At 29.5% G+C, this 14278-nt stretch carries 10 protein-coding genes, 9 tRNA genes, 1 riboswitch and 1 other annotated feature; of the genes, 3 read left to right on the forward strand and 16 right to left on the reverse strand.

The features are described from left to right. Positions 1–19: 19 nt before the first annotated feature. The gene (locus tag AC2JAQ_RS14020) at positions 20–1033 is read right to left on the reverse strand and encodes an anti-sigma factor domain-containing protein (RefSeq protein WP_488456977.1); all 1014 of its coding nucleotides are present in this window, start codon (positions 1031–1033) and stop codon (positions 20–22) included. Positions 1034–1093: 60 nt separating this feature from the next. Continuing rightward, a complete protein-coding gene (locus tag AC2JAQ_RS14025; protein WP_488456978.1) occupies positions 1094–1744 on the reverse strand; it encodes a class D sortase in 651 nt (216 codons plus the stop codon). A 406-nt stretch (positions 1745–2150) separates the two neighbouring features. On the opposite strand from AC2JAQ_RS14025, the gene ispF reads away from it, so the two are divergent. Further along, entirely contained in the window at positions 2151–2621 is a 471-nt protein-coding gene (ispF, locus tag AC2JAQ_RS14030; protein ID WP_488456979.1) for a 2-C-methyl-D-erythritol 2,4-cyclodiphosphate synthase, read from the forward strand. Between the two features lie 55 nt (positions 2622–2676). Here the strand turns inward: ispF and AC2JAQ_RS14035 are convergent, their stop codons facing one another. From AC2JAQ_RS14035 to AC2JAQ_RS14065, 7 genes are all read right to left on the reverse strand, one after another. After that, positions 2677–3990, reverse strand: coding sequence for a Na+/H+ antiporter NhaC family protein (locus AC2JAQ_RS14035; RefSeq protein ID WP_488456980.1), 1314 nt, complete (start codon positions 3988–3990; stop codon positions 2677–2679). A gap of 98 nt (positions 3991–4088) precedes the next feature. Beyond that, positions 4089–4252, reverse strand: a riboswitch (SAM riboswitch). Positions 4253–4329: 77 nt separating this feature from the next. Next, positions 4330–5172 carry a pyridoxamine kinase gene (locus AC2JAQ_RS14040; RefSeq protein ID WP_488456981.1) on the reverse strand — a complete coding sequence of 281 codons (843 nt, stop codon included), beginning with the start codon at positions 5170–5172 and terminating at the stop codon, positions 4330–4332. 133 nt (positions 5173–5305) lie between these two features. Continuing rightward, positions 5306–5381: transfer RNA gene (locus AC2JAQ_RS14045), tRNA-Lys, on the reverse strand. A 45-nt stretch (positions 5382–5426) separates the two neighbouring features. Then, positions 5427–5500 (reverse strand) — tRNA-Gly (locus tag AC2JAQ_RS14050). A gap of 71 nt (positions 5501–5571) precedes the next feature. After that, positions 5572–5646, reverse strand: a tRNA-Gln gene (locus AC2JAQ_RS14055). A 3-nt stretch (positions 5647–5649) separates the two neighbouring features. Continuing rightward, positions 5650–5726 (reverse strand) — tRNA-Arg (locus AC2JAQ_RS14060). A gap of 101 nt (positions 5727–5827) precedes the next feature. Continuing rightward, entirely contained in the window at positions 5828–6520 is a 693-nt protein-coding gene (locus AC2JAQ_RS14065; RefSeq protein ID WP_488456982.1) for a hypothetical protein, read from the reverse strand. Between the two features lie 190 nt (positions 6521–6710). Here AC2JAQ_RS14065 and AC2JAQ_RS14070 point away from each other — a divergent pair, with 190 nt between their 5' ends. Next, the gene (locus AC2JAQ_RS14070; RefSeq protein ID WP_488456983.1) at positions 6711–7115 is read left to right on the forward strand and encodes an HNH endonuclease signature motif containing protein; all 405 of its coding nucleotides are present in this window, start codon (positions 6711–6713) and stop codon (positions 7113–7115) included. A gap of 193 nt (positions 7116–7308) precedes the next feature. Here the strand turns inward: AC2JAQ_RS14070 and AC2JAQ_RS14075 are convergent, their stop codons facing one another. The 6 genes from AC2JAQ_RS14075 to AC2JAQ_RS14100 all read right to left on the reverse strand — a co-directional run bounded on the left by AC2JAQ_RS14075 (position 7309) and on the right by AC2JAQ_RS14100 (position 9956). Next, on the reverse strand, positions 7309–9210 hold the full coding sequence (locus AC2JAQ_RS14075; RefSeq protein ID WP_488456984.1) for a GDSL-type esterase/lipase family protein: 1902 nt from the start codon (positions 9208–9210) through the stop codon (positions 7309–7311). A 301-nt stretch (positions 9211–9511) separates the two neighbouring features. Continuing rightward, positions 9512–9587, reverse strand: a tRNA-Lys gene (locus AC2JAQ_RS14080). A 44-nt stretch (positions 9588–9631) separates the two neighbouring features. Further along, positions 9632–9705: transfer RNA gene (locus tag AC2JAQ_RS14085), tRNA-Gly, on the reverse strand. A 5-nt stretch (positions 9706–9710) separates the two neighbouring features. Further along, a tRNA-Gly gene (locus AC2JAQ_RS14090) sits at positions 9711–9785 on the reverse strand. 9 nt (positions 9786–9794) lie between these two features. Then, a tRNA-Gly gene (locus AC2JAQ_RS14095) sits at positions 9795–9868 on the reverse strand. A gap of 4 nt (positions 9869–9872) precedes the next feature. Beyond that, a tRNA-Leu gene (locus AC2JAQ_RS14100) sits at positions 9873–9956 on the reverse strand. Between the two features lie 243 nt (positions 9957–10199). Continuing rightward, positions 10200–10418, forward strand: a binding site (T-box leader). An 87-nt stretch (positions 10419–10505) separates the two neighbouring features. Here AC2JAQ_RS14100 and thrS point away from each other — a divergent pair. After that, a complete protein-coding gene (thrS, locus tag AC2JAQ_RS14105) occupies positions 10506–12437 on the forward strand; it encodes a threonine--tRNA ligase (RefSeq protein ID WP_488456985.1) in 1932 nt (643 codons plus the stop codon). Between the two features lie 83 nt (positions 12438–12520). Here thrS and AC2JAQ_RS14110 read toward each other — a convergent pair whose 3' ends face one another. Further along, positions 12521–14215: a M3 family oligoendopeptidase gene (locus AC2JAQ_RS14110; protein ID WP_488456986.1), complete on the reverse strand. Its 1695-nt coding sequence runs from the start codon at positions 14213–14215 to the stop codon at positions 12521–12523. Between the last annotated feature and the right edge of the window lie 63 nt (positions 14216–14278).

Below are 14278 nucleotides of genomic sequence, written 5' to 3' on the forward strand. Positions count from 1 at the left end.
ATAAATAATTCCTTTCCTATTAATTTTTCTTTTCATATCCTGAATTATTTATCTTTATTCTAAAATTATTATTTACATTATCATCCTTATTTACGCTATCAACATAAGCTGTGACATTATTTAAATCTGTAGTATCCACCATTTTACCAGTTATATAAATATTAACAACTTTATTTGGTGGTATCATGTCACTTTCCTCAAAACCTTTTAATATAGCAATCATTCCATCTTGGAATTTATTATTATTTAATTTTAATTCTGTTACTAATATATTTCCCTTTTCTGTAGGTGAATAACTATAAACTATTCTATTAAATCTATTTAATCCAATTTTAACTTTTGATGTTCCTTGAATTAATATGGTAGTTTCTTGTTGTTTGTAAATAAATGCAAATCCCCCTATAAGAACAAAGGCAATTAAAGCAACACTTATTATTATCTTTCTATAATGTCTTAAAGTTTTCTTCTCCTTGCCTGACAGTTCTTCTCCAACTTTGTTTTCACATCTTGTTTTTATTCTTACAAACTGACCTTCTTTAGTTAATATTATGGTACTATTTTTACCTTCTAACATAACTAAACCTTTATAAACAACATCTTCATCCTTAGTTCCTTTTATAACCGCAAGACTTTCTAAATCCTTGAAGTTTATATTTAAATACATTGCTAAATTTGTATAATTTGCATTATATAATAAAAGCACGTAAGCAATTATATAGTTTGACCAATTTATTATCTTTTCATTATTAAATCCTGTTTTTTTAGCTATAACCTTTGTAGACAACTCTCTTTTATTCAAAATTTTCCTTAAGAGAACTTCTTCATCAACTAAAAAATATGCTATATTGAGAATTAAATTTCTTTCCTCAATATTAAAAGATTCATTAGAAAGATTTTTTATATTAATCTTAAATTTTTTTAGCTCTTTTATAAAAGCACCTATTTCTTTTTTCAAGATATTCTTATCTAGATTCTTCTTTATATTTCTAGTAGAAAACATATATTTATCTTTTCTAAAAGTTACCTCACTCAATTAAGTTACACTCCTTTATATATATTTTGCAAAAAATAAGACTAAGGCAAAAACCCAGTCTTATTCCACTAACTTTCCTTTTACTATTACTCTATTTTTAGCATCAATAGTACATGTAACTATAGTCATTGTTGCATCTTTTGTAGGCTCTAAAGCTTCGGTTTGACTTGGAGTTACCTCATACATGTCGGTTACTTCATAAGTGTATTCTTTTCCATTATAAGTAACATTAACCTTGTCCCCATTTTCAAGTTTATCAATGTCTTTAAAGGCCTCTCCAAAATATGAAACTCTATGTCCAGCTATAGAAAAGTTACCTTTTTCTCCAGGCATAGGTGTTCCTGGAAAGTGACCTACTACATACTTTATATCTTCATATCTAACGCCTTCTATTATACCAATTTCTAAATCTATCTTTGGAATATTTAAAACACCAATTCCATTTCCTTCTTCAAGTTGTGCCTTTCCTGGTTTTTTATTCTCTTTAGTTTCACTATTTTCAACTTTAATACTTTCATTCTCTTCTTCCAAAGTTGCCTCATCATTTTGACTTTCCCCTTCTGGAACATCAAAAGTTAGATTCTTAAAACTATCCAAAACAGCTTGTTGTTGTTTATAAGTATCATACTTCATCCAGATTGTTAACCCAATAAGAGATATCCCTGCAACAATTAAAAGAATACCTAAAACATTTTTAATTTTCCCCCACACTTCTCAATACATCCTTTCTATTCAATTTTCCCTTTTATTATAATGCTACTTACTAAATACTTTTAATTTAAGCCTTAAAATACTACTTTTATATAAATTTAAACATTTAAAAGCAATAGTAATTATTCTCTTTAGTTAAATCTTAATTTATTATACCATAGCATATATCATATCTATATAAATTTTTATACAGTAAATACATCTTTTTCAAAATTTGAATTCCTTAATTTATTTACATTTTAATTATATATTACACTCTTTATGTTACAAATTTATTTTTATTATTTATTAGACTATAATAAAGATTACTACTCTTTGATAACATAATAATAATTATATATAATAAAACCATAGAAATTATGGTGACTTTCATTGTAATGATAAATATTTTTAAGAGGTGATAAAGATGAGAATCGGAATGGGATATGATGTCCATAAACTAGTTGAAAATAGAGATTTAATTTTAGGAGGAGTTAACATTCCTTATGAAAAGGGACTTTTAGGTCACTCAGATGCTGATGTTTTATTACATGCAATAATGGATTCACTTTTAGGTGCTGCAGCTTTAGGTGATATAGGCAAGCATTTCCCAGATACTGATCCTAAATATAAGGGAGCAAATAGCATAAAGCTTCTTGAATTTGTTGGTGAACTTATATATAAAAATAATTATAAAATATCAAATATAGATGCAACAATAATAGCTCAGAAGCCAAAAATGGCCCCTCATATAGCTACAATGAGAGAAAATATAGCAAAAGCATTAAATATAAATATAAACCAAATAAATGTTAAAGCAACAACAGAAGAAGGTCTTGGCTTTACTGGCTCAGGTGAAGGAATTTCTTCTCAAAGCATCTGTCTTTTAACGAAATAAAAAGAAAGAGTATATAACTTCCTTAACATTAGAAGCTATATACTCTTTTTATACTTTATTGAGTTACTGCAACATCTAATTCCTCACTTGTTTCAGTATTCTCTTTCTTTTGGAAAAATGCTATAAATATTATTGCACTTATTCCCATTAAATATGGATAAAATAAGAATTTCATTATTTCAAATGAACTTAATCCTGTTAAAGCCGCCGCTGACATTAACTGTGCTCCATATGGGATTATTCCCTGAACTGCACACGAAAACATATCTAATATCCCTGCAACTCTTTTTGAATCTAAGTTATATTTATTTGAAATATCTTTTGCTAAAGGTCCAACTGTAACAATAGCAATTGTATTATTTGCAGTACATGCATCAACTAAACTTACTAATAAACCAATACCAAATTCAGCTCCTTTTTTTCCATTGATTCTCTTAGTAACTAAGTTTAGTACATAGTCTATACCGCCATTTTCCTTTATTATCTCAACAATTCCCCCAATTATTATTGAAATTAATATAAGTTCGCTCATTCCAGCTACCCCAGCTGATATAGAGTTAAAGAATACCTTTAAGTCCATTGATCCAGTAAAGAATCCAATTCCTCCTGCTAGTACTATTCCTCCTGCTAGTATAGCAATTACATTCCCCCCCATTAATGCTGCTATTAAAATTCCTAAGTATGGTATAACCTTTATTAAATTATAATCATATTGTCCAACTGAAGTATTAGATCCACTTCCTAAGAATGTGTATAATACAATTACTAAAACAGCTGCTGGTAATATAACTTTAAAGTTTATTCTAAACTTATCTCTCATCTCACATCCCTGAGTTTTTGTTGCTGCTATTGTTGTATCAGAAATCATTGATAGGTTGTCTCCAAACATAGCTCCACCTACTACTGCCCCAACTATAAGAGGTAATGCTATATTAGTTTTATCTGCGATTCCCATAGCTATTGGTACTATGGCAGCTATTGTTCCCATTGATGTTCCTAATGATATAGCTATAAATGATGATATTACAAATATTCCTGCTACCAATATGTTTTTAGGTAATATTGTTAGCCCTAAATTTACCGTTGATTCTACAGCTCCCATATTCTTAGCTACTTCTGCGAAAGCTCCTGCTAATATAAAGATTAAACACATTAAAATTATATTGCTATTTCCTGCTCCCTTACAGAATATTTCTATGTTCTTCTCAAGCCCTCTTTTTCTATTCATAAAAATTCCAACTAATGCTGCTATTATTCCTGGAACTAAAACAGATACAGAGTAGAAATCTTTCATTACTAATGAAGTTCCCAAGTAAATAGATACAAAAATTATTAATGGCAATAAAGCTGAAAACTTTCCTTTTTTCATTTTCTCTCCTCCTAATCTATTTAATAAATCTCTCTTTTATCCTACAAAATAAAAAACTTCTATCCTAGGATAGAAGTTATTATTCTCACAGATTCTTATTCTTATCTCTCAGTTTCTACCGCAGGATTTAGCACCGCTATAAATCTTTGCATAACAAAATATTACTGACTTAAACTTTTTTTAAATCAGTATTGTTTAACCGCAAAGAATTACCGGTTGCTGGGTTTCACAGGGCCAGTCCCTCCACCTCTCTTGATAAGATTTATTAAATTTTATTTTTTACTAATACTAACACGCCAAAATTACTTTGTCAATTTAATTTATATGGTTTTTAACAATTTATTTACTTACTAATTTATATAACAAACTTTCAAGCAATATTCCTTCATTAGGTGGATAATCAAATTTTTCACTATATTCTATTGCTTCCGCTATAAAGTTGCATGCTTTTTCTAATGCTTTTTCATCACATTCTCCTCTTAGTATCCATCCTATTAACAAAGACGCAAAGGCATCTCCAGTTCCACAATAAAATGCATTTATTTTTTTATGAGAATAAGTGTAGAACATATTTTCCTGTTTATCATACAGTACAGTATCAATATATTCATTTCCCTTTGAACTTGGTACACTTGTTATTATACTTATTTTAGGTCCTAAATTACCTAACCCTATTAAATATTCTTTTATTTCATCTTCATTTAAGTTTTCTTTATACTCTTCTCCTAGAAGTAAAGTAGCTTCTGTAATATTAGGAGTTATTATATCTGCATTTTTAATTAAAATTCTCATCTCTTCAATCATTTTTTCGCTCATTGCATCATATAGCTTGCCATTATCAGCCATAACTGGATCTATAACAACTAAAGTATCTTCTTCTTTAAATTCTTTTATAAATTCCTCTACAAATTTAACTTGATTAGGATCTGCTAAATACCCACTATAAATACATTGAAAATCTAAGTTAAGCTTTTTCCAATGCTTCTTAGTTTCATATATAAAATTACTTAAATCTCTAATTGCAGGTTTTCCAAATCCGTCTGTATGTGTTGATAAAACCGCAGTTGGAAGTGGACATACTTGATTACCCATTGAAGATAATATAGGAATTATTGTTGCTAAAGCTGCTCTCCCATAACATGAAATATCATGTATAGCAGCAATTTTATTCATAGGTTTCATTTTTATCTCCCTTCAAAATCCGATCTAAATATAATTCTTGTTACATAGTATTATATTAATTAATTTTTCTTATATCAAATGTATCGATATATTTTAAAATAAAATAAAAAAGCATCGCTATATAAGCGATGCTTGGTGCACCATCAGGGATTCGAACCCTGGACTCCCTGATTAAGAGTCAGGTGCTCTACCAACTGAGCTAATGGTGCATATTGTATTTTTTAAGATAATTTTACAGTAAACTCTTAAAAAAATGGAGCGGGTACCGGGAATCGAACCCGGGTATCCAGCTTGGAAGGCTGGTGTTCTACCATTGAACTACACCCGCTTGGTATGTTTATATGTTAACACAATGTTAACACGTTGTCAAGTATTTTTTTGATTCATCATTCAAAAAAATGGCTGGGATAGCAGGATTCGAACCTGCGAATGACGGAGTCAAAGTCCGTTGCCTTACCGCTTGGCGATATCCCAACATGGTGTACCTTAAGGGATTCGAACCCCTGACCCACGGCTTAGAAGGCCGTTGCTCTATCCAGCTGAGCTAAAGATACAAACTTGAATCAACAAAAATTATTATACATAATTATTTAAAAATTGTCAACATTTTTTTGAATTTATTTTATATTTTTATTAATACTAAGCGAATTTAATTTTAAACAATATCTTCCAAGTACTTAAATAATACGGTTTTAAATCTTTCTTCATCATCTTTATTTTTATGAGCATTTCTACAAACTTTAAACCACTCTTCTGTAGTCATTCCTATAGTTTTTTCATAGCAATCTTCACAATCAGTTTGTAAATTAGTTTCAACTACAAATCTACCTAATTCTTCAGCATTATTGAAGACTTTTAAGTATAAAAATTCATCCTTATCTCCGATCCAATTGTTATTAAATCTACTACAGAATATTTTTAATTTTCTCATTCCATTTTCAGCATTGTATCCATTTAACTTCCTTAATGCTAAAATGTCATTTTTCATTTTTTCTCTATCTTCTTCTGTTGCTTTACTCTTTATTATAGAAATAATTTTTTCAACATCAATCGATGGAATATGTGTTACTAATTTTCTTTTTCCTTCAACCCATTTATAATAAGCCTCTGGCATAAAGACATATTGTATAAATTGTATTAGGCTATTATAATTAGGTACCATTACCCAGACATTTTGAAATCCAACATGTCTGTTGAATATTACATAATGTAGATACTTTGTGTCTTCAGTTATAGGTTCATCTTTGAACATTCTTCCTTTTAGGGTTTCATTTTTTCTTATTAATTCACCCCAATATTTCTCGGGATTTTCTTCTTTTTTTAATCTTTGACGAAATAAGTTACGCATCTTAAAACCCCCTTTATATACTTTATAATTTAATTATATTGCTAACTTTTTTTAACATCAAAGTGTAAAAAATCCTAAATTTCTTTATATACCCTCGTATACATCTAAAAAAGCTTGCTTATATTGATTAAACTATTTTTTTATGCTATTTTAATACTATAAATGGGTATATCAAATTAAGGAGGATTATATGTCTTATTGTTGTGAGATTTGTGGTAATTACGCTGATGTTCATCACATAGTTCATAAATCAGAGGGTGGTCTAGACTTTAAACTAAACTATAAATATTTGTGTAAGAAACATCACCGTTCTAAATGTAGCCCTCATAGAGATAAGGTTGTTGATTTAAATTATAAACTTGAAATGCAGAATAAACTTAATGAGCTCTTCATAAAAAGTTTTTATACTGGTAATGATATAAAAACTATGCTAGGACTTACACCAGGTTCCTTAAAAAAATTAACTAAGAACCTAAAGCGTTATAAAGAAGGATATTCTAAGGATGAATTAATATTTAATCTTATGGGCAAAAAAGTTTATTCAGAAGAATATATAGAAGATTTCATATTGCAAAAAGCAATAAGTTGTATATAAAAAAGCTGTATCAAGACTAATCCAGTTTTGATACAGCTTTATTTTATATTAATTACTAATTATTTAATCTTCCTCATGAAATAAAGCTATCTTTTTCTTTTTTTAAACAAGTTAAAATTTTATCCCCTTATTTTGCATTCTAACTAATTTTTTTATAATTACTAATTACTTTAAACAACTAACTTTTAACATCTTAAAGTGATTTATCCCATGGTGTTTCTATTGTAAACCCACATGTTAAACTATTATAATTATAGATTCTTAAATCCTTCAAAATCTTCTTAGCAATTTCTAAATGTCCCCTATGATTAGGACTTCCTTCTACTAGCCATGATTTTTGAAGTAATTCTTGACCTTTACTTAATTTATACCAATATTTATAATGATCTATTAACAATATTTCTTCTTCCTTAGCAACCTCTCTTATAGCTTTTATATATTCCTCTATATTTCTTTCATTTTTTATTGGACTTTGCAAAACAGGTATGGAGTTTATACTTTTAATTTTGCCTATTATATGAATTAAATTCTGTTTAAATTCTTCTGGAGTAATTTTTTCATATCCTCCAATCATAATAAAAACAGCTTTAGGATTGTATTTTGATACTAAATATTCAAAATTATTCATTAAATACTCTGAATTAGCCTCTTCTATACCAGAGTTAATCATAAACCTTTCTCTCTTATTTATGCTTCCATCATTTAATTCCCACCTAATTCTTTCTTCTACATATTCAACATAGTTTTTATAACCAAAGGTATTTCCTTTGCCAGTTGTATCTCTATCTCCCCAAAATACCCATACTCCCTTTTCATCTTCATTTATTAAGTTTGTCATAGATTCTAAATTATCATTGAAATTTTCTTTAGTAGACTTAATTAATTCTTCCTGAGATAAATTTTCCTCATATATATCAATATAAGATATATGTCCATAATAGAACCCTTCTTCATAATCTTTATTATCTAGATTTCGTCCTATATTAAAGGAATTTGCATTACTTATGTTCTTAAAAAATCCTTTATTCAATTTACTATTAATTAATTCTCCATCTACATATATTTTTGTTCCATGATCCCTTACATCTATTGCAAGAGTATGCCACATTCCATCATTATATCCACCTTTTGAAGTAGTTATATTTATTGAAAAAACCCCCTTCTCTCTAACTGAGAAATGAATTTTCCCATTATTTATAGCTAAAATAAGATTACTATCATCATCTCTTGAATCAAAAAAACTTAATATTGTTTGATTATTTCTATTATTTTCAACTTTAAACCTTGAAACTATAGATCCCTTTTCTAAATTACTAACTTTATTTAAATCCTTTGATTTATCTATAAAATCTCCACTAAACATTTTCTCTATCTTATAACTTACCAAACTTTTCTTTCCCTCTACCCCTTCATAACTAGGATAATAAGTAGTATCAACTCTCCTTCCCAAGTCATTTTCTACTTTTATTGGATAACTTAAATTGCAGGTATAACTATCTTCATCAAAAATATCTAATTCCTTAAAAATAAATTTAACTATTTCTAAATGCCCTTTTTCATTAGGATGTATTAAATCATTAAGAAGCTCATTTTTAAGATTAGGATTCTCTTTTTCTAGTTCCTCCCAATGACTATAATGATCCATCAACATTACATTCTTTTCACTAGCAATCTCTCTAATAACCTCCATATAAAATTTAAGACTTTTCCTACTTAAATCCATTTTTATTGTATTACTTGTTTGAAGAATTGGTATTGCCCCAAATTCTCTAACTTTATTAATAAGTTCTATTATATTGCTTCTATACTCTTCTAAAGAAACTATTTGATTTGATGAATCATTCATTCCAAGCATTATAAAAACAATATCTGGATCGTATATATTAACACAGATATGAAAGTCATTTATTATGTCTCTAGTTGTAGCTCCTGACACCCCAGTATTAAAAACCATAATATTCTCGTTTTTAAATTTCTCTTTTAATCTTTCTCTAAAATGTTCTGTATAACTTCTATATCCTTTAGTATGAAGTGGTCCATGAGTTATACTATCTCCAGTAAACACAATATTTAACCCTTTATCACCTCTAATCATTCTAATTCCCTCTTTCTTTTTATCCTCTAATTTTAATTTATAATATCATTTTACTTTAACTAAAAATAATATTTCTTCAGAACTTAATTATCTACAAACTAATTACATATTTTGTAGATTACTATTTAATTAATTATATCCCCTTATATGTTTATTACCAGAAAAATATTAATATGCTAAAAATTATATTTACTAATCAAACTATAGAAATTTAATTTCAATAAAAAAGACTTCAATAAAATTATGAAGTCTCCTAAAAATCTATTGTAAAATAAAAAAGCATCGATTATAAATCGATGCTTGGTGCACCATCAGGGATTCGAACCCTGGACTCCCTGATTAAGAGTCAGGTGCTCTACCAACTGAGCTAATGGTGCATATTGTGTTTTTTTAAATAATTTTACAGTTAAACTAAAAAAAATGGAGCGGGTACCGGGAATCGAACCCGGGTATCCAGCTTGGAAGGCTGGTGTTCTACCATTGAACTACACCCGCATAAGTGGAGCGGAAGACGGGACTCGAACCCGCAACTTTCACCTTGGCAAGGTGACACTCTACCATTGAGTCACTCCCGCATATTTAATTGGAGCGGGTACCGGGAATCGAACCCGGGTATCCAGCTTGGAAGGCTGGTGTTCTACCATTGAACTACACCCGCTTAGTGGTGCAGGTGAAGGGAGTCGAACCCCCACGCCGTAGGCGCTAGATCCTAAGTCTAGTGCGTCTGCCAATTCCGCCACACCTGCAAAACTATGTTTTAATTATAATATTTTTCAAACTCTATTTCAAGTATTTTTTTGTAAATTATTCTCTATAAACTTTAATTTAAATGTATCAATTGTATGACTTTGATTATATAATATTGAAATACTAAATTGTGCTTATATTTTTTAAATTCTAAAGATTTTTAATTAAGTTTTATTTTATTGTTTTATCCATTGACATACAAAACCAATAAACTTATAATCTAAAGTAAATATTATAAATCTATTAACACAATGAAGAGACGAGTAAACTTTGGTACATTTTCAGAGAGAGGGTACATTAGCTGTAAGTACTTTTAAATGGAATTAGTTGAAGACTACCTCTGAGTGACTCTAATCCAGTCCGTTATAATCACGTTACGATTAATTTAAGTGGTACTTTATTTAATATTACTAAAGTACAATTTGGGTGGAACCACGGGAATATACACTCTCGTCCCTTTTCTGATTAGGAAAGAGACGAGAGTTTTTTATTTTATATGAATGATAAAAAACTATATGAAAAACATAATTTTGAAAGGAGAAATTGATATGATAAAAATTACACTTAAAGATGGTTCAATTAAAGAAGTTGAAGCTGGACTATCAGTTTTCGAAATAGCTCAAAGCATAAGCCAAGGTTTAGCTAGAAACGCTTGTTGCGGTATAGTAAATGGAAAAGTTGAGGACTTAAGATTTATAGTTAATGAAGATTCTTCATTAGAAATCTGTACTTTCGATTCTAAAGAAGGTCAACATGCTTTTAACCACACTGCTTCTCATGTATTAGCAGCTGCAGTTAAAAGATTATTCCCTAACGATAAATTAGCTATAGGACCATCAATAGACAATGGATTCTATTATGACTTTGATACTGAGAAACCATTCTCTGCTGATCAATTAAATAAATTAGAAGAGGAAATGAAAAAAATAATAAAAGAAAATCCTGAAATAAAGAGATTTGAACTTCCTAGAAATGAAGCTTTAGATCTTATGAAGGATGAACCTTACAAAGTTGAACTTATAAATGAGCTTCCAGAAGGCGAAATAATTTCATTCTATCAAATAGGTGATTTCGTAGACCTTTGTGCTGGACCTCACTTAATGGCTGTTAAACCAATGAAAGCAGTTAAGTTATTAAGATCCACTGGTGCTTACTGGAAAGGTGACGAAAAGAACAAAATGCTTTCAAGAGTATATGGTACTGCTTTCCCTAAAAAAGCTGAGCTAGATGCTTATTTAGAAGCTTTAGAAGAAGCTAAGAAAAGAGACCATAACAAATTAGGTAGAGAACTTGGAATATTCACTACTGATGAAAATGTAGGTCAAGGTCTTCCTCTATTAATGCCAAAAGGAGCTAGAATAATTCAAACTCTTCAAAGATGGATAGAAGACGAAGAAGAAAGAAGAGGATATGTTTTAACTAAAACTCCTTTAATGGCTAAGAGTGATCTTTACAAAATATCAGGACACTGGGATCACTATAAAGATGGTATGTTCGTTTTAGGCGATGAAGAACACGATAGTGAGGTATTCGCTTTAAGACCAATGACTTGCCCATTCCAATATGCAATATATAACTCAACTCAACATAGTTATAGAGACTTACCTGTAAGATTCGCTGAAACTTCAACTCTATTCAGAAACGAAGCTTCAGGAGAAATGCATGGTCTTATAAGAGTAAGACAATTCACTCTTGCTGATGGACATATAGTATGTACTCCAGAGCAATTAGAAGATGAATTCAAAAACACTGTTGACTTAGTTAAATATGTTATGACTACTTTAGGAATAGCTGATGATATCACTTACAGATTCTCAAAATGGGATCCAAATAATACTGATAAATACATCAACGATCCTGAAGCTTGGGAAAATACTCAAAATATAATGAGAGAAATATTAAATCACTTAAATATAGACTTTACTGAAGCTGATGATGAAGCTGCTTTCTATGGTCCAAAACTTGATATCCAATTCAAGAACGTTCATGGAAAAGAAGATACAATCATCACTATCCAAATAGACTTCGCTTTAGCTGAAAGATTTGGAATGTACTACATCGATAAAGATGGAGAAAAGAAACGTCCTTACATCATTCACAGAAGTTCAATTGGATGTTATGAAAGAACACTAGCAATGCTTATAGAAAAATATGCAGGTGCTCTTCCAACTTGGATAGCTCCAGTTCAAGCTAAAGTTCTTCCTCTATCAGACAAATATGCTGATTACGCTAACGAAGTTGTTGAGGAATTAAGAAGAAGAGGCGTTAGAGTTGAAGCTGACCATAGAGCTGAAAAAATAGGATACAAAATAAGAGAAGCTAGATTAGAAAGATCTCCTTACATCTTAGTTGTTGGAGAAAAAGAAGCTGAAAACAAAGAAGTTTCTGTAAGAAGTAGAAAGAACGGTGAAGAAGGTGCTATGCCTTTAGCTGACTTCATAAACAGAATAGTTCTTGAAATAGCTAACAAAGAAAACTAAGAACTTTCAAATCTGTAAAAGACTTAGTTAAACAAAAAGAACTTGGATAATTTATTCCAAGTTCTTTTTTGATTTATTACATATTAAAATTTGCTATCATCTATGCCTTCTAGATACTCATCTACTACTCCAACTATACTTTCGACACATCCGTTTTCAAATGGTGATTTTAAGTTAGCGTATTTTAATAATCCTAGAAATGTTTTTGTTCCACCTATATTACAAAGATTTAAATAATCTGCCCATGCCTTTTCATGGTTTTCTCTATCTTTTTTCCAAAATTGAAGTGCACATATTTGAGCTAATGTATAATCGATATAATAGAATGGTGATAGGAATATGTGATTTTGTTGGAACCACCAACCACCTCTTTCTAAGAAATCACATTCATCATAGTTTTTGTGTGGAAGATATTTTTTCTCTATTCTTCTCCACGCATCTTTTCTTTCCTTTGGTGTAGCTTCTGGATTTTCATATACAAAGTGTTGGAATTCATCCACTGTTACTCCGTAAGGAATAAATTTAATGGCATCTCCTAAATGATAGAATTTATATTTGTCTGTATCTTCTTTAAAGAATAAATACATCCAAGGCCAAGTAAAGAATTCCATACTCATTGAATGAATTTCACAACTTTCCATAGTTGGCCATTGGCATTCTTGCATTTCTATCCAAGAACTTCTAAAGTTTTGGAACGCATGTCCAGCTTCATGAGTTAATACATCTACATCACCAGCTGTTCCATTAAAATTTGAGAATATAAATGGTGCTTTATAATTAGGGAAATTAGTACAATATCCTCCAGCAGCTTTTCCTTTCTTAGCAACTAAGTCCATTAAGTCATTATCAACCATGAAATCAAAAAATTCCTTAGTTTCTTTTGAAAGTTCTGAATACATCACCTTAGCATTTTCAACAATCCATTTTGAATCTCCCTTTGGTGTTGGATTTCCACTTAAAAACTCAAATTTTTCATCATAATATTTTAATGTATCAAGTCCTAGTCTTTTAGCTTGTCTCTTATACAACTTAGTATCTATAGGAACTATGAATTCTTCAACTTGCTTTCTAAAGTTTTCAACCATTTCTTTATTATAGTCATATCTTCTCATTCTTACATAGCCTAATTCCACAAAGTTATTATAACCAAGTTTTTTAGCTATTTTAGTTCTTACCTTTACAAGCTTATCAAAGATTTCATCAATTTCATTTTCATGTTTAACAAAAAAATTATATTTAGCTTCTGAAGCTCTTTTTCTAACATCTCTATCTGGTGATGTCACAAAAGGAGCTAGTTGTGCTAATGTTCTTTCTTCTCCATCAAACTCGATTTTTGCAGAAGCAATAAGCTTTTGATATTGGCTACCTAATTTATTTTCAAGTTGCATATCCTCTATTACTTCTTTAGAAAAACTTTTTTGAGAATACTCAGCTTCTTTTATTATAGTTTCTCCATAATAAGCACCTATTTCATCTTTAAAAGACGAATCAATTAATGCTTTATAAAATTCATTATTTATTTCTTCTATAAGAGGTGAATTTTCATCCCAGAAATCACTTTCCTCATTATAAAATTCATTTTCAGTGTTTATTGTATGTCTAACCTCTGATAAAGCCATCATAGTTGCCGTATTATTTCTTATTTTATTTATTTTGCCTATGACTTTCTTAGCTTCATCAAAGTCTTTCGCATTTTCTAAATCTTTTATGAAAACTCTAATGTTTTCCCTGTCTTTTTCTATATTAGGTCTTTCATATTTAAACTCTTCAAATTTCATATCTTATACCACCTCAAAATTCTATTTCTTTTAATTTTGACACAACCAAAATTTATTATCAAT

This window comes from Clostridium sp. LIBA-8553, from assembly GCF_057782465.1.